Origin of the sequence: Cellulosimicrobium funkei (genome assembly GCF_004519295.1) — a bacterium.
In the GTDB taxonomy this organism is placed as follows: Bacteria; Actinomycetota; Actinomycetes; order Actinomycetales; family Cellulomonadaceae; genus Cellulosimicrobium; species Cellulosimicrobium funkei.
This window is the reverse complement of sequence record NZ_SOZH01000008.1, coordinates 77,372-96,756: the sequence shown is the minus strand read 5'-3', so window position 1 is coordinate 96,756 and position 19,385 is coordinate 77,372. Positions and strand designations below refer to the sequence as shown.

Below are 19,385 nucleotides of genomic sequence, written 5' to 3'. Positions count from 1 at the left end.
TGCGTGCACCGGGGTCTCCGGCGCGGAGGCACACGGTCCAGACCACCACGCCGCGAACGCCCGCGCAACCGTGGTGCACGAACGTGCAGAATGGGGGTGACGGGAAGGAGACCGCGATGGTCGATCGGGAGCAGGACGTCCTGCGCGCGGCGTCGATGTACTACCTCCAGGACATGAAGATGGAAGCGATCGCCAAGCACCTGCACACGTCGCGGTCCACCGTGTCGCGGCTGGTCAAGCGGGCGCGCGACACGGGCCTGGTCGAGATCTCGCTGCGCCCCGCGCGCAGCCGCGGACCGGGGCTCGGGCAGCACCTCGCGAGCACGTGGGGGATCGACGCCTACGTGGTCCCCGTGCCCGACCAGGCGCCGCAGGTCGAGCGGCTCGAGCAGGTCGCGCTGACGACCGCGCGCCTGCTGTCGACGTGGTTCGACTCCGACATGATCCTCGGGATCGCGTGGGGCACGACCCTCTCGGCCGTGTCCCGGCACCTGCCCCGCAAGCCGACCCGGGGGAGCGCCGTCGTGCAGCTCAACGGGGCGGCGAACACGCGGACGTCGGGCGTGCACTACGCGGGCGACCTCATCGCGGGCTTCGGCAGCGCGTTCGACGCCCACGTGCACCATTTCCCAGTGCCCGCGTTCTTCGACTACGCGGAGACGAAGCGCGCGATGTGGCGCGAGCGGTCCGTGCGCCGCGTGCTCGACGTGCAGCACCGGGCCGACATCGCGCTGTTCTCCGTCGGGGCCGTCGCCGGCGGCGTGCCGTCGCACGTGTACTCCGCGGGGTACCTCGACCCTGACGACATCGCGGTCCTCGACGCCGAGGGCGTCGTCGGCGACGTCTGCACCGTGTTCCTCCGCGCCGACGGGACCTACCGCGACATCGCGCTCAACGAGCGCGCGACGGGGCCGGCCCCCGAGGAGCTGCGGCGCGTGCCGCGGCGGGTGTGCGCCGTCGCGGGCGACAACAAGGTGGCGCCCCTGCGCGCGGCCCTGCGCGCGGGCGTGGTGACCGACCTCGTCGTCGACGAGATCACGGCGGCCCACCTCGTCGGGGGCTCGTGAGCGCGGAGCGCAGATATGCGTCCTCATGCATGACTATGCAGCGGGTGCTCCGCGCGCGTACAGTGTCGCGGTGCCCACGACCTCTGCCGCCCGTGTCCGTCCCGCCCTGCCCGCGGACGTGCGGACGGTGCGTGCGCTCGTGCAGCCCTACGCCGAGGACCGCATCCTCCTGGCCAAGGAGATGGTCGGGTACTACGAGGCGGTCCAGGAGTTCGTCGTCGCCGAGGTGTCGGACCCGGACGCGGCGGACGGCGCGGACGCGCGGCGCGTCGTCGGGTGCGGGGCGCTGCACGTCATGTGGGACGACCTCGCGGAGATCCGCACGCTCGCGGTGGACCCGGCGTGGCGCGGGCACCGCGTCGGGCACGCGCTCGTCGTCGAGCTCGTCGCCCGCGCCCGCGCGCTCGGCCTGCGGCGCGTGTTCTGCCTGACGTTCGAGGTCGACTTCTTCCGCGCGCACGGCTTCCGCACCATCGAGGGGACGCCCGTGTCCCCCGAGGTGTACGCCGAGCTCCTGCGCTCGCACGACGACGGCGTCGCCGAGTTCCTCGACCTCGCGCGCGTGAAGCCCAACACGCTCGGCAACACGCGGATGCTGCTCGACCTCGACGGCCCTGCCGTCCCCGGCGGCCCCGCCGACCTCGACCGCGACCGGGCCGCGGACGTCGCGCGCGGCTGACGGCCCGCCCGCCGCGTCAGACGGGGAGCCGGTAGAGCACCCCGCCCGGCCCGTCCTCCTGCTCGACGAGACCGTCCTCGACGAGGCTCGCGACGCACCGGTCGAGCTGCGCGGCGTCGTGCCACACCTCGGCCACGACTCCGCGCGGCACCGGGCCCGGCGCGTCGCGCAGCGCCGCCATGACCCGGCCCCGCGCCTGCCGGTCGGTGCCGGCCCAGGCCTGCGTGCGGCGTCGGGCCGCGTGCTCGTCGCCGGGGCGCCCGGCCAGGCGCCACGCGCACGCGTCGCGGACGGGGCAGACGCCGCACCGGGGCGCGCGCGCCGTGCAGACGAGCGCGCCGAGCTCCATCGACGCCGCGGCCCACAGCACCGCGTCGTCTTCGTCGGGCGGGGCGACCGCGGCGGCGGTCGCGCGCTCCGCGGCCGTGTACGACGGCGCGGGCAGCGCGACGCCCCCGACCGCCCGCGCCAGGACGCGGCGCACGTTCGTGTCGACGACGACCGCGCGGCGCCCGTGCGCGAACGCGGTGACCGCCGCGGCGGTGTACTCGCCGACCCCCGGCAGCGCGCGCAGCGCCTCCTCGCCGCGGGGCACCTCGCCGTCGTGCCGCTCGACGATCGCCCGGGCGCACTCCTGCAGGCGCAGCGCGCGCCGCGGGTAGCCCAGCCGGCCCCACGCGCGCAGCACGTCGGCGGTCGGTGCGGCGGCGAGGTCGGCCGGCTCGGGCCAGCGCTCCATCCACGCCCGCCACGCCGGCTCGACCCGCACGACCGGCGTCTGCTGCAGCATGACCTCGCTCACCAGCACGCCCCACGCGGTGCGGTCGGCCGCCCGCCACGGCAGGTCGCGGGCCGTCGCGCCGAACCAGCGCCCGACGGCGTCCCTCAGCCCCGCGTGCGGGTCACCGGGCGTGGTCGTGCTCGACGGCGCCGGGCGGGCGCGGCCGTCGGGACGCGGCGAGCGCGGGGCGGGGGCTGGCACGGGTGGGTCCTCGGGAGGGTCGGGGCGGCGGGCCGGGGCGCGGGCAGATCGACAGGGCAGGCGCACAGGCGGGTGCACGGGCCGGACACATTGTGCCCCGACCTGCGCCGCCGTCGGCGCGGCACGGGCCCCGCGGGGCGGCCCCGCGGCTAGCGTGGTCCCGACCAGCACGAGCACGACGGAGGACCCGTGAGCACGCCGCGGACCGACCGCACCCCGAGGCCGAGCACCCGCCCCAGCACCGGGCCGGGCGCTCCCACGCGCGCCGCCCTGGTGCGGCGTCGGCTCGTCGCGCTCCTCCTGCTCGTCGCGCTCGTCGTCGGCCTCGTGCTGCTCGGCCAGGTGGCCGTCCGCGCCGTCGGGCCGCTGCTGAGCGGCGACGCGAGCGCGCAGGAGGGCAAGTCCCCGCCCCCCACGCCCGAGGCCGCGGGGCCGCCCCGCGACTGCACGGCGGCGTCGCTCGAGCTCGCCGTGACGACGAACGCCGCCGAGTACGAGCCCGGTCGCGCCGTGCAGCTCGACGTGACCGTCCGGCACTCTGGCGGGCGGCCGTGCCTCGTCGACGGCTCCGACGCGGGCCGCCAGGTGCTCGTCTACTCGGGCGACGAGCTCGTGTGGTCGTCGGCCCACTGCGGGTCCACCGAGCGCCTGCTGCTCATGAGCACGGGCGACGAGGACCCGTCGCGGCTCGTGCGGTGGGACCGGCACCGCTCGGTCGAGGGCTGCGCGCCCGACCAGCCCGAGGTCGGGCCCGGCACGTACACGGCGGTGGTGAGCATCGCCGGCGTCGACGGCGCGACGAGCGAGCCCGTGACCTTCACCCTGCTCGCCCCGCCCGCGCCCACGCCGGACCCGGCCGAGCCCACCGCCCCGGCGGACGGGACCACCCCGCCGGAGGGCGCCCCGGCGGACGGGACCGCTCCCGCCGACGGGACGGCCCCGGCGGACGGAGCGCCGCCGGCCGAGGGGACGGCGCCCGCCGAGGGCGCCGAGCCGCCTGCCCCGTCCGATCCTCCGGCCGACGGCGCGTAGACCGGCGGCGCCGCCCCCGCCCGGGGCGCTGACCCGCCTCTGGGAGGGGCCTTTCGGACGCTCCCGGGCGCGGGCGTCAGCGGCGGGCGAGGGCCCAGCGGAAGGCGTTGCGCAGCAGGTAGGACCCGTCGGGACGACGGAACGGTCGCGCGGCGCGGAGCACGTCGGGGCGGAGCTCGGCGCGCAGCTCGTCCGACTCGCCGAACATGATCGCGGCGACGACCTCGTCCGCGTCGGCGAGCACCATCGGCGCGTCCGCGACGCCCTCCGTCACCGGCGTGAAGCCGTGCTCCGCGAGGAGCGCGCCGAGGTGCCCCTCCTCGCGGCTCTCGTCGCTCGGCTCGTGGTCCTCGCCCGCGACCGCGCGCTCGAGGACGGTGAGGTCGTTGAGCGCGTCCTCGGCCCACGTCGCGACGGCGACCAGCCCGCCGACGCGGCGGCACTCGACGAGCGTCCGCGCGACGTCGGTGAAGGCGAGCGCGTTGACGAGCGTCACGAGGTCGAAGGAGTCGTCCGGCCAGGGGAGTCGCTCCGCCTGCGCGACGCGCAGGTCCGCGCCCGGGCTGCGGCGCCGGGCGGCGTCGACCATCCCGGCGGCGGCGTCGCACCCGGCCGCCTCGGCCCCGCGGGCCACGGCCAGGGCGACGAGCTCGCCCGTGCCGCACCCGACGTCGAGCACGCGGGAGCCCGGCCCGACGCCCGCGGCGTCGAGGATCGCCCGCTGCGCGGGCTCGGCGGCGGGCGCCCACCAGCGCGCCCAGGCGTCGGCCAGTGCCGACCACTCGTCGACGTGGTCCACGGTCCCCTCCGTGTGCGTCGTGCGGACGGTCGGAGCGTCAGACGTAGCGCTCGAGGATGCTCGACTCCGCGAGCCGGGACAGGCCCTCGCGGACCGCGCGGGCCCGCTGCTCGCCGACGCCGTCGACGGTCATGAGGTCGTCGATGCTCGCGGCGAGCAGCTTCTGCAGGCCGCCGAAGTGCGCCACGAGCCGGTCGATGATCGTCGCGGGCAGGCGCGGCACCTTCGACAGGAGGCGGTACCCGTGCGGGGCGACCGCCGCGTCGAGCGCGTCGCCGCCGCCCGGCAGGTCGAGCACGCGGCCGATCTGACCGAGGTCGAGGAGCTGCGTCGAGTCGAGGCCGCCCAGGGCCTTCTGCACCTCCGCGAGCGAGCGGTCCTTGCGGCCCAGGTCGACGTAGTCCCGGATGACGAACTCGCGGTCCGAGCCGATGCCGCCGATGAGCTCGTCGAGCTGGAGCGCGAGGAGGCGGCCGTCGGTGCCGAGCTCGATCACGTAGCCGGCGATCTCCTCGGAGATGCGCGCGACCATCTCGAGACGCTGCACGACGGCGCAGACGTCGCGCACCGTGACCAGGTCCTCGATCTCGAGCGCGGACAGCGTGCCGGACACCTCGTCGAGGCGCGCGCGGTAGCGCTCGAGCGTCGCGAGCGCCTGGTTGGCGCGCGACAGGATCGTGTCGGAGTCCTCCAGGACGTGGCGCTGGCCACCGACGTACAGCGCGACGATCCGCATCGACTGGCTCACCGAGATGACGGGGAAGCCGCTCTGCTTGGCCACGCGCTCGGCGGTGCGGTGCCGCGTCCCGGACTCGGTGGTCTCGATCGTCGGGTCCGGCAGGAGCTGGACGGCGGCGCGCAGGATGCGGTTGGCGTCGCGGTCGAGCACGACGGCGCCGTCCATCTTCGACAGCTCGCGCAGCCGCGTCGCGGAGAACCCGACGTCGAGCTGGAAGCCTCCCGAGCACATCTCCTCGACGACCTTGTCCAGGCCCAGCACGATGAGCGCGCCGGTCCGGCCGCGCAGGATGCGCTCGAGACCGTCACGGAGCTCGGTGCCCGGTGCCACGGCGGCGAGGGTCTCCCGGAGCAGCTCGTCGGGGTGCGCGGGGGAGTTGGCCACGGGGGAATCCTACGCTGCGAGCCCCTCCGCACCTCCGGAAAACCCCGGCGCCACGCCACAAAGCGGTCACGATCCGGTCTCGGCGCGTACGGCTCGGCCGGGCCGCCGCGGCCGTCGGCGGCGCGCCGGGCACCTGACCGGCCCCGGTTCGCCGGGGACCGGGTCGTGGTCCGCCTAGCTCCGCGCGAGCTCGACCGCCTCGCCGAGGTGCCGCGCCGGGTGGATCGTCATGCCCTCGACGGGGCGCGGGAACGACCCCCGCGGCACGACGGCGCGCGTGAAGCCGAGCCGCGCGGCCTCGGCCAGCCTGCGGTCGAGGCCGGCGACCGGTCGGATGTCCCCGGCGAGGCCGACCTCGCCGAACGCGACGGTGCCCTGCGGGAGGGCCTCGTCCTCCCGCGCGGACAGGACGGCGAGCGCGATCGAGAGGTCGGCGGCCGGCTCGGTCACCTTGGCGCCGCCCACGGTCGACGCGTAGACGTCCTGGTCGACGAGCCGCACGCCCGCGTGCCGGTGCATGACGGCGAGGATCATCGCGAGGCGGCTCGAGTCGACGCCGCTCGTGGTGCGGCGCGGGTTCGTCAGCGAGCTCGGCACGACGAGCGACTGGATCTCGAGCGCGAGCGGCCGGCGGCCCTCGAGCGTCACGGTGACGCACGTGCCCGGCACGCCCGCGCCGGTGTGCGAGAGGAAGAGGCCGCTCGGGTCGGCGAGCCCCACGATCCCGTTCTCGGTGAGGTCGAAGCAGCCGACCTCGTCCGTGGGCCCGTAGCGGTTCTTCACGGCGCGGACGAGGCGCAGGCGTGAGTGCCGGTCGCCCTCGAACTGGCACACGACGTCGACGAGGTGCTCGAGCGTGCGCGGGCCGGCGACCGAGCCGTCCTTCGTGACGTGCCCGACGAGGATCACGGGCAGGTCGCGGGCCTTCGCCGCGGCGATGAGCGACGCCGCGACCTCGCGCACCTGGCTCACGCCACCGGGCGCGCCCTCGACCTGCGCGGACGCGACGGTCTGCACGGAGTCCACGACCAGCAGGTCGGGCTCCGTGGCCTCGATGTGCCCGAGGACGGTCGCGAGGTCCGTCTCGGCCGCGAGCAGCAAGCCGGGCGCGAGGGCGCCGACACGCTCGGCGCGCAGGCGCACCTGCCCGGCCGACTCCTCGCCCGTGACGTACAGGACGCGCCGCGGGACGGGCGCGGGGCGCGCGGGCTCCGCAGGCGCGCGCTCTCCGGCGGGCCGGACCGTCGGCAGGTCGGAGCCGCCCGCGGCGACGTTGCTCGCCACGGCGAGCAGGAGCGTCGACTTGCCGACGCCCGGCTCCCCGGCGAGGAGCACGACGGCGCCCGGCACGATGCCGCCGCCGAGCACGCGGTCGAACTCGGACACGCCGGTGGGTGTGGCGCGCGCGGCCTCGACGCTGATCTCGCCGATGGGGCGCGCGGGGGAGCGCGTGGGGGACACGGCCGTGGTGCGGGGGCCCGAGGCGGCCGGGGCGTCCTCCGTCACCGTGCCCCACTCCTGGCACTCGCCGCACCGGCCCACCCACTTCGCGGTGGTCCACCCGCACTCGCTGCAGCGGTAGGCGGGGCGGGCTCGCTTGGCGGCCGCGGAGCGGGCCGCGGTGGTCGACGACGTCACGCGCCCCAACCTAGCCAGCACCCCTGACACCGGCACGCCGCCGCACGCCGCGACGAGCGGGCGTCGGCGCGGGATGCTGGGCCCATGCGCATGCGCGGCCTCCCGCACGACAGCCCGTGGTGGACGCCGATCCTCACGGTGACCTCGACGGCCGCGTGCCTCACGGTCTACTACGGCGTGCCGCTGCCCGACGACGACGCGCCCGAGGTGGTCCAGCTCGTCTCCTTCGGCGTCGGGCTGGCGCTGCTGTGCGGGCTCCTCGTGGTCCAGGTGCGGCGCCAGCTCCGCGCGTGGGAGACGCCGAGCGTGCGGGTCCAGTCCGTCATGGGCCTGCTGCTGCCGGTCGTGACGTTCTTCGCCCTCGTCTACTACCTCCTCGCGGACCAGTTCGTGGGGATCGAGAACCGGACCGACGCCCTGTACTTCGCCGTCGTGACGCTCGGGACGGTCGGCTACGGCGACGTCCACCCGACGGGCGAGGCCGCCAAGATGGTGGCGATGGTCCAGATCGTGCTGGACCTCGTCGTCGTCGGCGTCCTGGTGTCGATCGCCACGTCGCGCGCGCGGGCCCGGGCGGAGCACCGCGAGCGCGCGGAGCGCACCGGGCGACGCCCCGACTGACGTCCCCGGCCGGCGGTCCACGGCGCACGGTTTCCGGCGCGCGGCCCCCGGCGGGCGGTCCCCGAGGCGGACGCGCGGGCACGACGACCGGGTGAACCCGCTCCGCCCGGACGACACCCCGCGTCACCGCAGGGGGTCGGGCCCGCGCGCGTCCTACGCTGGGCCGCGGGGCCAGGCCCCGGAGGATCGGCGGCCCACGAGGACGGCCGGGAGCAGAGAGGTGCGCGCGATGAGCCAGTCGCCCGGCAGCGGCACGCCAGGACGGGCCGCCACCCCGGCGCGCCCCGGGGCGACGGCGGGCGCGTCCGGCCCGTCGGGTCCCCGCCGTCCCGCCGACGCGACGGGCGCGCGCGACCGGCGGCACTCCCGCCCTCCGTCGGCGGCGGTGTACCGGCGCCGACGGCTCGTGGTGCTGGTCGGCCTCCTGGTCGTCGTCGGTCTCGTGCTCGCGCTCCTCGCGTGGGTGTGGCCCGGGTTCGCCCGCTCGGACGCCCCGGCGGAGCCCGAGCCGACGGTCACCGTCACCGCCGACCCGCCCACGCCGACGCTCGAGCCCGTGGCACGCACCGGCACGACCGCGTTCGCGCAGGCGCTCCCGGACACCGTGCTCGACCTCGTGCTCCGCAGCGACTCGGCGACGGACGCGTGGACCGCCGCGCGTGCCCTGGAGGCGTACCAGCTCGAGTACGCCGACGGCGAGGGGGACGACGCGACCCGGGTCACCGTCGTCGCGGGCCAGTGGCCGACGTCCGCGGAGGCGGAGGCCGCGGCGGACGACCTCGTCGCCGCGGCGGGCACGCCCACGGAGGAGGGCGACGTCGAGGTCGCCGGGGAGGTCGCGGGCCGGTACGCCGTGACCGACGCGGGCGACGGCCGGGCCACCGTCACGTGGCGCAACGACACGGCCGTCCTCCAGGCCACGGGGCCCGCCGACGTGGTGACCGACGTCTACGCCGCCTTCCCGCTCTGAGCACCGGGGCCCGCGCGGCGGCCCGGACTCTCCGGGTGCGCAAGAATGCCCTTCACCGACTCCCGGGAGCTGATCGCCCATGACCGACCTGCCCACCCCCTCCGCGCCCCGGCTCGCCGTCCTCGGCACGGGCGTCATGGGCGAGACCGTCCTCGCGGGTGCGCTCGCGTCCGGGTGGCGACCCGACGACGTCGTCGCGACCGTCCGCAGGCCCGAGCGCGCCGACGAGCTCGCCGCACGCCACGGCGTCCGGACGACGCGCGACAACGTCGAGGCCGTGCGCGGCGCCGGGGTCGTCGTCGTCGCGGTGAAGCCGAAGGACGTGGCCGCGCTGCTCTCCGAGGTCCACGACGCGGTGGGCGAGGGCACGGTCGTCGTGAGCGTCGTCGTCGGCCTGCCGACCGCCTTCTACGAGGAGCGGCTGCCCGCGGGCACCGCGGTCGTGCGGGTCATGCCGAACACGCCGTCCGTCGTGGGTGCGGGCGTGAGCGCCGTGAGCGGCGGGAGCGCCGCGGACGACGACGACGTCGCGCTCGTCGAACGGCTGCTCGCCGCGACGGGCCTCGTCGTGCGCGTCGCGGAGAAGGACCAGGACGCCGTCGGCGCGCTCTCCGGCTCCGGTCCCGCGTACGTCTTCTACGTCATCGACGCGCTCGCCGAGGCGGGCGTGCTGCTCGGCCTGACGCGCGCGACGGCGCTCGAGCTCGCGACCGCGACCGTGCACGGCGCGGCCACGATGCTGCGCGTGACGGGCGAGCACCCGGCGATCGCGCGCGAGCGCGTGTCGTCGCCGGGCGGCACGACGGTCGCGGCGCTGCGCCGTCTCGACGCCGGCGGGGTGCGCGCAGCGTTCCTCGACGCGCTCGAGGCCGCGCGCGACCGCTCGGCCGAGCTCGCGGCGGCGCTCGCGGACGCCCCGGCACCGCGCGCGGGGACCGAGGGGGCCGGGTCGTGAGCGACGGGCCGTCGCCCCGCACGCGCCCGCCCGCGATGTCGGACGTCGCGCGGCTCGCCGGCGTCTCGCACCAGACCGTGTCCCGCGTGCTCAACGACCACCCGAGCGTGCGGCCCGAGACCCGCGACCGCGTCCTCGACGCGATCGCGACGCTCGGCTACCGCCGCAACAGCGCGGCGCGCGCGCTCGTGACGATGCGCTCGGGCACGATCGGCGTGGTCACCACCGGCTCCGCGCTGTACGGGCCGACGTCGACCCTCATCGCGGTCGAGGAGGCCGCGCGCGAGCAGGGCTACTTCGTGAGCGTCGCGACGATCCGGCGCTACGACGCCGACACGATGCACCGCGTGCTCGAGCACTTCATGGACCAGGGCGTCGAGGGCATCGTCGTCATCGCGCCGCAGACGGACGTCGCGGCGGCGGTCGACTCGTTCCGCGCGCCGGTCCCCGTCATCATGATCGCCGCGCGCGACCTCCCCGCGGACGGCGAGGCGACCGACGTCGTGCGCCCCGCGTCCGGTGCGCTCGGTGCGCCGGGGGCGATCCTGTCCATCGCCGTGGACCAGCGCCTGGGAGCGCGCGTCGCGACGGAGCACCTGCTCGGCCTGGGCCACCGCACGGTGCTCCACCTGTCCGGGCCGCTCGACTGGTTCGACGCGCGCGAGCGCGAGACGGGCTGGCGCGCCGCTCTCGAGGAGCACGGCGCCCCGGTGCCCGAGCCGGTGCGGGGCGACTGGTCGTCGGACCGCGGGTACGCCGTCGGGCGCGAGCTCGCGGCCGCGATCCGCGCGGGCGACGGCCCGACGGCGGTGTTCGCGGGCAACGACCAGCTCGCGCTCGGCCTGCTGCGCGCGTTCTGGGAGCAGGGCGTGCGGGTGCCGGCGGACGTCTCGGTGGTCGGGTTCGACGACGTCGCGGGCGCCGGGCACTTCATCCCGCCGCTGACGACGGTGCGCCAGCCGTTCGGGTCCCTGGGCCGCCGGTGCATGGGGATGATGATCGACGCGCTGGCGGGCGCGACGGTCCGCCCCGTCTCGATCCCGCCCGAGCTCATGGTGCGCGAGAGCACGGGCACGCCGCGCGACTGACCGCTCGCTCGCACGGACGAGCGCGGAGGGAGTTGGCCTCGCCGGTTGTGAGCGCTAACATTCGAAGGACACTCAACGACCGAGGCGCGACGCCGCGACGAGGAGAAGCAGCAATGGTGCAGCAGGACGAGGTCGGGCGCCGTCGGGCGGCCGTCGTGGCGGGGGACACCGCGCTCGGGATCGAGCTCGGGTCGACGCGGGTCAAGGCATGCCTCGTGGACGGCGACGGCACGCCGCTCGCGAGCGGGAGCCACGCCTGGGAGAACCGGTTCGAGGACGGCACGTGGACGTACCCGCTCGACGCCGTGGAGGCGGGGCTGCGCGAGTGCTACGCGCGCCTCGTGGCCGACGTCGAGGAGCGGTACGGCGTGCGACCCACGACGTACGGGGCGCTCGGCGTCTCCGCGATGATGCACGGCTACCTCGCGTTCGACGCCGACGGCGAGCTGCTCGTCCCGTTCCGCACGTGGCGCAACACCTCGACCGGCCCGGCCGCCGCCGAGCTCACCGAGCTGCTGGGCTACAACGTCCCGCTGCGCTGGTCGGTCGCCCACTGGTACCAGGCGATCCTCGACGCCGAGCCGCACGCGGCGTGCGTCGCGTCGCTCACGACGCTCGCCGGGTACGTGCACCGGCGGCTCACGGGCCGCCACGTGCTCGGCGTCGGCGACGCGTCCGGCATGTTCCCGGTCGACCCGGCGACGCGCGACTACGACCACGCGCTCCTCGCGCTCGTCGACGAGCGCGCCGCCACCCACCGGGCCGGGCCGAAGCTCGCCGAGCTGCTGCCGGACGTCCTCGTCGCGGGCGAGGACGCCGGGCGCCTGACCGCCGAGGGCGCGGCCTGGCTCGACCCCACCGGTTCGCTGGAGCCCGGCGTCCTGCTGTGCCCGCCCGAGGGCGACGCGGGCACGGGCATGGTCGCGACGAACGCCGTCGCGCCGCGCACGGGCAACGTCAGCGCGGGCACGAGCATCTTCGCGATGGTCGTGCTCGAGGGCCCGCTCGCCGCCGTGCACCACGAGCTCGACCTCGTCACGACGCCGGCGGGCGACCTCGTCGCGATGGTCCACTGCAACAACGGCGCGAGCGAGCTCGAGGCGTGGGCCGGCCTGCTCGGCGAGCTCGCCGCGGCCGTCGGCAGCGACGCGGGCCCGGACGACGTGTTCGGCGCGCTGTTCCGCGCCGCGCTCGACGGCGACGCCGACGGCGGCGGGCTGCTCGCCTACAACTATCTCGCGGGGGAGCCGATCACCGGGCTCGACGAGGGGCGCCCCCTGGTCGTCCGCACGCCCGGCAGCCGCCTGACGCTCGCCAACTTCGCGCGGACGCAGGTGTACGGCGCGTTCGGGACCCTCGCGCTCGGCATGCGCGTGCTCGCGCGGGAGGGCGTCCGGATCGACGGGATGCTCGCCCACGGCGGGATGTTCCGCACCGCGGGCGTCGCGCAGCGGCTCCTCGCGGCGGCGATCGGCGCGCCCGTCAGCGTGGGGCGCACCGCGGGCGAGGGCGGAGCCTGGGGCATCGCGGTGCTCGCGGCCTTCGCGCGCGCCCGTGCCGGGGAGCGCGCGCCGGGCGCCGACGTGGGCGCCGACCCGGGTGCGGACCTGGGCGACTACCTGCGCGACCACGTCTTCGCGGCGGCCGAGACCGTGACGGTCGAGCCCGACCCCGCGGACGTCGCCGGCTTCGCCGCGTACCTCGAGCGGTACGCGGCCGGGCTCGCCGTCGAGCGTGCCGCCGTGACAGCGCTGCCCACCCGCACCGGAGGAGAGGACCCCGCATGAGCACGCCCACCCCGTCCGCGGACGCGACGGCCGCGCGACCCGCCGTCCCGGCGGTGCCCGCGCACCTGCGCGACGCCGTCGACGCCGCCAAGGAGCGCGTCGCCGCGCTGCACGCCGAGCTGCCCCGCTGGGAGCTCGTGGTGTGGACCGCGGGCAACGTGTCCGAGCGCGTCCGGGACACCACACGGCCCGACGGCGCGGGCGACCTGCTCGTCATCAAGCCGTCGGGCGTCGCGTACGACGACATCACCCCCGGCGCGATGGTCGTGTGCGACCTCGACGGCGCCCTCGTCGAGGGCGACCGGTCGCCGTCGTCGGACACGGCGGCGCACGCGTACGTGTACCGCCACCTGCCCGAGGTGGGCGGCGTGGTGCACACGCACTCGACCTACGCGACGGCCTGGGCCGCGCGCGGCGAGCCCGTGCCGTGCGTCCTGACGATGATGGCCGACGAGTTCGGGGGCGACATCCCCGTCGGACCGTTCGCGCTCATCGGCGACGACTCGATCGGGCGCGGCATCGTGGAGACGCTGCGCGGGTCGCGCAGCCCCGCGGTCCTCATGCGCAACCACGGGCCGTTCACCATCGGCAAGGACGCGCGCGCGGCGGTCAAGGCGGCCGTGATGTGCGAGGAGGTCGCCCGCACCGTGCACGTCAGCCGCCAGCTCGGCGAGCCCACGCGCATCCCGCAGGACGACGTCGACGCGCTCTACACGCGCTACCAGCACGTCTACGGGCAGCAGCCCGCGCGCTGACCGGCGGGCCGCTCCGACCCGGTTCCCCCGGGCCCGGCGGCGCACCGGCACGACACGCAGCACGACCACCGGGACGGGACCGCAGCGGTGCGGCCCTCGCCCACGACACGAGAGATGGACCGACATGAGCAAGCCCTACGCGGACCGCGAGATCTGGTTCCTCACCGGCAGCCAGGACCTGTACGGAGAGGAGACGCTGCGGCAGGTCGCCGAGCAGTCGCAGGAGGTCGCGCGCGCCCTCGACGCGTCGCCGGACGTCCCGGCGACCGTCGTCTGGAAGCCCGTCCTCAAGGACGCCGGCGCGATCCGCCGCGCGATGCTCGACGCGAACGCCGACGACCGCGTGCTCGGCGTCGTGACGTGGATGCACACGTTCAGCCCCGCGAAGATGTGGGTCGGCGGCCTCGACCAGCTCCGCAAGCCGCTCCTGCACCTGCACACGCAGGCGAACGTCGAGCTGCCGTGGGACACGATCGACTTCGACTTCATGAACCTCAACCAGGCCGCGCACGGCGACCGGGAGTACGCGTACGTCGCGACGCGGCTCGGGGTGGCGCGCACGACGGTCGTCGGGCACGTCTCGAACCCGGCCGTCACCGCGCGCGTCGGCTCGTGGGTGCGCGGCGCCGCCGGCTGGGCGGCGACGCACGAGCTGCGTCTCGCCCGCTTCGGCGACAACATGCGCAACGTCGCGGTGACCGAGGGCGACAAGACCGAGGCCGAGCTCCGGTTCGGTGTGAGCGTGAACACGTGGGGCGTGAACGACCTCGTGCGCGCGGTCGACGAGGTCTCCGAGGCCGACGTCGACGCGCTCGTCGCGGAGTACGAGGACCTCTACGACGTGGTCCCCGAGCTGCGCAAGGACGGCGACCGGCACGCCTCGCTGCGGTACGCGGCCCGGCAGGAGATCGCGCTCGAGACGTTCCTCGAGTCCGTCGGCGCCAAGGCGTTCACGACCAACTTCGAGGACCTGGGCGACCTGCGCCAGCTCCCCGGCATCGCCGTCCAGCGCCTCATGGCCAAGGGCTACGGGTTCGGGGCCGAGGGCGACTGGAAGACGGCCGTGCTCGTGCGCGCCGCGAAGGTCATGGGCGAGGGGCTGCCCGGCGGCGCGTCGCTCATGGAGGACTACACCTACGACCTGACCCCGGGCAGCGAGAAGATCCTCGGCGCGCACATGCTGGAGATCTGCCCGTCGCTCACGACCTCGACGCCCCGCGTCGAGATCCACCCGCTCGGCATCGGCGGCAAGGAGGACCCGGTCCGCATGGTGTTCGACGCCGACCCGGGCGTCGGTGTCGTCGTGTCCCTCGCGGACATGCGCGACCGCTTCCGGCTCACGGCGAACGTCGTGGACGTCGTCCCGCCGAGCGCGCCGCTGCCGCACCTGCCGGTGGCACGCGCGGTGTGGGAGCCGCGGCCGGACTTCGCGACGTCCGCCGAGGCCTGGCTGACGGCGGGCGGCGCGCACCACACGGTGCTCTCCACGGCCGCGGGGATCGACGCGTTCGAGGTCTTCGCGGACATCGCGCGCACGGAGCTCCTGGTCATCGACGAGAGCACGACGCGGCGGGGCTTCCGCGACCAGGTGCGGTGGAACCAGGTCTACTACCGCCTCGCGCAAGGGCTCTGACGGCCGGGGGAGCCGTCCGAGCACGGTCCCGTCACGGCCGTCGGCCGTGACCGAACCGTGACGGGGCGGCGGCTTCCCCTGGAGCCGTGTGAGCGCTAACATCGTCTCTCGGGAGGTTGTGAGCGATCACATCCGCGGGCCCGGGGTCCTGCCCCTCGCCTGGCTCCGCAGCTCGAGCACGTCGCAGTGCCGAGCGGTGACCGGAATGGTTACCGAACGGTGATGCGGAATGCCGAGTGGGGGCTTGCGGGAGCGGCCCTGACACCGCTAGACATTGACACAAGCAAACATGTATCAACAAGAGTCAACAGTCCGATGAGGGGCTGGCACGACCCGACGATCCTCGGCACGGCGCCGAGGTCGCATCTCAAGGAGGAGAGCATGTTCAGCACGACCAAGGCGCGCACGCGTCTGACGGGTGTCCTCGCCGGCGTGGCGGTCCTCGCGCTCGCGGCGTGCAGCAGCGGGGGCGGCAGCACGGACGGCAGCAGCAACGACGCGGGCGGCGACGGCGGCGGTGGCGGCGACACGATCTCCGTCGGCTTCTCGCAGGTCGGCGCCGAGTCCGGCTGGCGCGCGGCGAACACCAAGTCCATCCAGGACACGCTCACGGCCGAGAACGGCTTCGACCTCAAGTTCTCCGACGCGCAGCAGAAGCAGGAGAACCAGATCCAGGCGATCCGCTCCTACATCGCTCAGGGCGTCGACGTCATCGCGTTCTCCCCGGTCGTCGAGTCCGGCTGGGACGCGGTGCTCGAGGAGGCCAAGCAGGCCGGCATCCCCGTGATCCTCACCGACCGCGCGGTCGACTCCGAGGACGACACCCTCTACGAGTCGTTCATCGGCTCCGACTTCGTCCTCGAGGGCGAGATGGCCGGCGACTGGGTCTCCGAGAACCTCGCGACCGAGCCCATCAACGTCGTCGAGCTCCAGGGCACCACGGGCGCCGCGCCCGCGATCGACCGCAAGACCGGCTTCGAGAACGCCACGGCCGACAACCCCAACGTGACGATCATCGACTCGCAGACCGGCAACTTCACGCGTGCCGAGGGCAAGACGGTCATGGAGGGCTTCCTCCAGGCGCACGACGACATCGACCTCGTGTACGCGCACAACGACGACATGGGCCTCGGCGCCATCGAGGCCATCGAGGCCGCCGGTCTCGTCCCGGGCGAGGACATCAAGATCGTCACCGTCGACGCGGTCAAGGACGGCATGCAGGCCCTCGCCGACGGCAAGATCAACTTCATCGTCGAGTGCAACCCGCTCCTCGGCCCGGACCTGGCCGACATCATCAAGAAGGTCGTCGCGGGCGAGGAGGTCGAGAAGCGCATCGTCGTCAAGGACGAGTCCTTCACGCAGGAGCAGGCGATCGAGGCGCTCCCGACGCGCGAGTACTGAGCGCACCGCGCGCGCCGAGCGGGCGCCCCGGACCTCCGGGCACCCGCTCCGCACCGCCCCGGCGGGGCCGGTCGACGCCGACCGGCCCCGCCACCACGGACGGGTCGCGCGCCGGGAGAGCACGGCTCCCCGGCGCGCGGCCGACGCACCACCGCCGGCATGCCGACCCCGCCGGCGTCCTGAGGCGCCCCGGGGCCCGGCAGCCCCGCCGCCACCGCTGCACGGAAGGTCACCCATGACTACCGCCGTCCCCGACGGTCGGCCCGTCGTCGAGATGACCGGGATCTCGATCGAGTTCCCGGGCGTCAAGGCGCTCGACGGAGTCGACCTCACGCTCCGGCCCGGAGAGGTCCACGCCCTCATGGGCGAGAACGGCGCCGGCAAGTCGACGCTCATCAAGGCGCTCACCGGCGTCTACTCGATCGATTCCGGTCGCATCCTCGTCGACGGCGCCGAGCACACGTTCTCCGGCCCGGGCGAGGCCCAGGCCGCCGGCGTCTCGCCGGTGTACCAGGAGGTCAACCTCTGCGAGAACCTCTCGGTCGCCGAGAACATCATGCTCGGCCACGAGCCGCGCCGCCTCGGCGCGATCGACTGGCGGGCCACGCGCCGTCGGGCGGGGGAGATGCTCGCGCGCCTCAACCTCGACATCGACCCGGCGTCCTCGCTCTCGAGCCACTCCCTCGCCGTGCAGCAGCTCGTGGCGATCTGCCGCGCGCTCGTCGTCGAGTGCAAGGTGCTCATCCTCGACGAGCCGACGTCCAGCCTCGACGCGGACGAGGTCGCGCAGCTCTTCGCCGTCGTGCGGCGCCTGCGCGACGAGGGCGTCGCGATCCTCTTCGTCTCGCACTTCCTCGAGCAGGTGTACGAGATCTCCGACCGCATGACCGTGCTGCGCAACGGGAGGCTCGTCGGCGAGTACGTCACCGCCGAGCTGCCGCGCCTCGAGCTCGTCTCCAAGATGATCGGCACCTCGCTCGAGGTGCTCGAGGAGCTCGAGGAGGCGCCCAAGCGCTCGGTCGCCGACCGCGAGGCGACGCCGTTCGTCCAGGCGCTCGGCGTCGGCCGCAAGGGCTCGGTGCAGCCGTTCGACCTCGACGTCTACCCGGGCGAGGTCGTCGGGCTCGCGGGCCTCCTCGGCTCGGGCCGCACCGAGCTCGCCCGGCTGCTCGCGGGCGCGGACCGCGCGGACAGCGGCCAGGTCCGCGTCGGCGGCTCGCTCGCCCGGCTGCGTACGCCGCGCTCCGCGATGCAGCGCAAGATCGCGTTCTCCTCGGAGCACCGCAAGGCCGAGGGCATCGTGGGCGACCTGACGATCCGCGAGAACATCGTGCTCGGTCTCCAGGCCGAGCGCGGGTGGGCCCGGCGCCTGCCGCGCAAGCAGGTCGACGAGATCGTCGAGAAGTACATCAGCGCGCTCGCGATCCGCCCCGCCAACCCGGACGCGCTCATCAAGAACCTCTCGGGCGGCAACCAGCAGAAGGTGCTCCTCGCGCGCTGGCTCGCGACGGCGCCCAGGCTGCTCATCCTCGACGAGCCGACGCGCGGCATCGACGTCGGGGCGAAGGCCGAGATCCAGAAGCTCGTCGCCCAGCTCTCGGGCGAGGGCATGTCGGTCGTGTTCATCTCGGCCGAGCTCGAGGAGGTGCTGCGGCTCAGCCACCGCATCGCCGTCATGCGCGACCGCGTCAAGGTCGCGGAGATCACCAACGACGAGGACGTCACGGTCGAGGACGTCGTCGAGCTCATCGCGAGCGGAGGGCAGGAGTCATGAGCACCACGGCACCCGCCTGGCAGCGCGCCGTCCAGCACCGGCTCTTCTGGCCGATCGTCGCGCTGGTCGTGCTGCTGGCGGTCAACACGGTCAACCGGCCGAGCTTCCTGTCCATCAGGCTGCAGGACGGCCACCTCTTCGGGTCGCTCGTCAACCTGCTGAAGAACGGCGCACCGCTGCTGCTCGTCGCGCTCGGCATGACCCTCGTCATCGCGACGCGCGGCATCGACCTGTCGGTCGGCGCGGTGGTCGCGATCTCCGGGGCCGTCGCGCTGAGCTTCATCGCGTCGTCGCCCACGCCGGACAGCCTGACGACCGTCCTCGTCGCCGTGGGGATCGCGCTCGCGCTGTCCTTCGTCCTCGGCGTGTGGAACGGGTTCCTCGTCTCCGTCCTCGGGATCCAGCCCATCATCGCGACGCTCGTGCTCATGACCGCGGGCCGCGGCGTCGCGATGCTCATCACGGGCGGCCAGATCACGACGGTCAACAGCGCACCGTTCAAGTCGATCGGGTCCGGGTTCTGGTTCGGGATCCCCGTCGCGGTCGTGCTGGCCGGCATCGTCTTCGCGGCCGTCGCGCTGCTCACCCGGCGCACCGCGCTCGGCATGCTCATCGAGTCCGTCGGCATCAACCCCGAGGCGAGCCGCCTCGCGGGCGTCAAGGCGCGCAGCATCATCTGGACCGTCTACGCGGTCTGCGCGCTCTTCGCGGGCCTCGCCGGCCTCATGATCTCGTCGAGCACCATGGCGGCCGACGCCAACAACGCCGGGCTCTTCATCGAGCTCGACGCGATCCTCGCCGTCGTGATCGGCGGCACGTCGCTCGCGGGCGGGAAGTTCTCGCTCTCCGGCACCCTGGTCGGCGTCCTCATCATCCAGACGCTCACCCTCACGGTGACCATGCTCGGCATCTCGCCGTCCGTCACGCCCCTGTTCAAGGCGATCGTCGTCATCGCGGTCTGCCTCGCGCAGTCCCCGAAGGTGCGCGACCTGGTCGCCGCCCGACGACGTCGCGCGGCCCCGACGGCCGCCGCGGCCGCGGAGGTGAGCGCCTGATGTCCGCCGTGCAGACCCCTGCCCCG

The 19,385-nt window shown here is 75.0% G+C and carries 17 protein-coding genes; 13 read left to right on the top strand and 4 right to left on the bottom strand.

What is annotated here, in order from left to right:
* Window positions 1-116: 116 nt before the first annotated feature.
* A complete protein-coding gene (locus E1O70_RS14015; RefSeq protein ID WP_034655252.1) occupies window positions 117-1,067 on the top strand; it encodes a sugar-binding transcriptional regulator in 951 nt (316 codons plus the stop codon).
* A 25-nt stretch (window positions 1,068-1,092) separates the two neighbouring features.
* A complete protein-coding gene (locus E1O70_RS14010) occupies window positions 1,093-1,746 on the top strand; it encodes an amino-acid N-acetyltransferase (protein WP_082774201.1) in 654 nt (217 codons plus the stop codon).
* 16 nt (window positions 1,747-1,762) lie between these two features.
* Here E1O70_RS14010 and E1O70_RS14005 read toward each other — a convergent pair whose 3' ends face one another.
* The gene (locus E1O70_RS14005; RefSeq protein WP_370670899.1) at window positions 1,763-2,728 is read right to left on the bottom strand and encodes an HhH-GPD family protein; all 966 of its coding nucleotides are present in this window, start codon (window positions 2,726-2,728) and stop codon (window positions 1,763-1,765) included.
* 189 nt (window positions 2,729-2,917) lie between these two features.
* Between E1O70_RS14005 and E1O70_RS14000 the strand changes: the two genes are divergently transcribed.
* The gene (locus tag E1O70_RS14000) at window positions 2,918-3,760 is read left to right on the top strand and encodes a hypothetical protein (RefSeq protein ID WP_061266715.1); all 843 of its coding nucleotides are present in this window, start codon (window positions 2,918-2,920) and stop codon (window positions 3,758-3,760) included.
* A gap of 76 nt (window positions 3,761-3,836) precedes the next feature.
* Here E1O70_RS14000 and E1O70_RS13995 read toward each other — a convergent pair whose 3' ends face one another.
* From E1O70_RS13995 to E1O70_RS13985, 3 genes are all read right to left on the bottom strand, one after another.
* Complete coding sequence (locus E1O70_RS13995; protein WP_061266716.1) at window positions 3,837-4,559, bottom strand: class I SAM-dependent methyltransferase; 723 nt, start codon at window positions 4,557-4,559, stop codon at window positions 3,837-3,839.
* A gap of 37 nt (window positions 4,560-4,596) precedes the next feature.
* Complete coding sequence (gene disA / locus E1O70_RS13990) at window positions 4,597-5,682, bottom strand: DNA integrity scanning diadenylate cyclase DisA (protein ID WP_034654928.1); 1,086 nt, start codon at window positions 5,680-5,682, stop codon at window positions 4,597-4,599.
* Window positions 5,683-5,856: 174 nt separating this feature from the next.
* On the bottom strand, window positions 5,857-7,320 hold the full coding sequence (locus E1O70_RS13985) for a DNA repair protein RadA (RefSeq protein ID WP_061266717.1): 1,464 nt from the start codon (window positions 7,318-7,320) through the stop codon (window positions 5,857-5,859).
* An 84-nt stretch (window positions 7,321-7,404) separates the two neighbouring features.
* Between E1O70_RS13985 and E1O70_RS13980 the strand changes: the two genes are divergently transcribed.
* From E1O70_RS13980 to E1O70_RS13935, 10 genes are all read left to right on the top strand, one after another.
* Complete coding sequence (locus E1O70_RS13980) at window positions 7,405-7,941, top strand: potassium channel family protein (RefSeq protein ID WP_061266718.1); 537 nt, start codon at window positions 7,405-7,407, stop codon at window positions 7,939-7,941.
* 229 nt (window positions 7,942-8,170) lie between these two features.
* Window positions 8,171-8,911: a hypothetical protein gene (locus E1O70_RS13975; protein WP_128957554.1), complete on the top strand. Its 741-nt coding sequence runs from the start codon at window positions 8,171-8,173 to the stop codon at window positions 8,909-8,911.
* A 79-nt stretch (window positions 8,912-8,990) separates the two neighbouring features.
* Window positions 8,991-9,866, top strand: coding sequence for a pyrroline-5-carboxylate reductase (proC, locus tag E1O70_RS13970; protein WP_061266720.1), 876 nt, complete (start codon window positions 8,991-8,993; stop codon window positions 9,864-9,866).
* Window positions 9,867-9,901: 35 nt separating this feature from the next.
* Window positions 9,902-10,954 carry a LacI family DNA-binding transcriptional regulator gene (locus E1O70_RS13965; RefSeq protein ID WP_061266725.1) on the top strand — a complete coding sequence of 351 codons (1,053 nt, stop codon included), beginning with the start codon at window positions 9,902-9,904 and terminating at the stop codon, window positions 10,952-10,954.
* A 113-nt stretch (window positions 10,955-11,067) separates the two neighbouring features.
* Window positions 11,068-12,741, top strand: coding sequence for a xylulokinase (locus tag E1O70_RS13960; RefSeq protein WP_061266721.1), 1,674 nt, complete (start codon window positions 11,068-11,070; stop codon window positions 12,739-12,741).
* On the top strand, window positions 12,738-13,496 hold the full coding sequence (locus E1O70_RS13955; protein ID WP_061266722.1) for an L-ribulose-5-phosphate 4-epimerase: 759 nt from the start codon (window positions 12,738-12,740) through the stop codon (window positions 13,494-13,496). The genes E1O70_RS13960 and E1O70_RS13955 overlap by 4 nt, the downstream gene beginning before the upstream one ends.
* A gap of 124 nt (window positions 13,497-13,620) precedes the next feature.
* Entirely contained in the window at window positions 13,621-15,129 is a 1,509-nt protein-coding gene (araA, locus tag E1O70_RS13950) for an L-arabinose isomerase (RefSeq protein ID WP_061266723.1), read from the top strand.
* Between the two features lie 381 nt (window positions 15,130-15,510).
* Entirely contained in the window at window positions 15,511-16,530 is a 1,020-nt protein-coding gene (locus E1O70_RS13945; protein WP_031315144.1) for an ABC transporter substrate-binding protein, read from the top strand.
* Between the two features lie 235 nt (window positions 16,531-16,765).
* Window positions 16,766-18,304 carry a sugar ABC transporter ATP-binding protein gene (locus E1O70_RS13940; RefSeq protein ID WP_061269177.1) on the top strand — a complete coding sequence of 513 codons (1,539 nt, stop codon included), beginning with the start codon at window positions 16,766-16,768 and terminating at the stop codon, window positions 18,302-18,304.
* Window positions 18,301-19,359 carry an ABC transporter permease gene (locus tag E1O70_RS13935; protein ID WP_043655183.1) on the top strand — a complete coding sequence of 353 codons (1,059 nt, stop codon included), beginning with the start codon at window positions 18,301-18,303 and terminating at the stop codon, window positions 19,357-19,359. The genes E1O70_RS13940 and E1O70_RS13935 overlap by 4 nt, the downstream gene beginning before the upstream one ends.
* Window positions 19,360-19,385 lie beyond the last annotated feature (26 nt).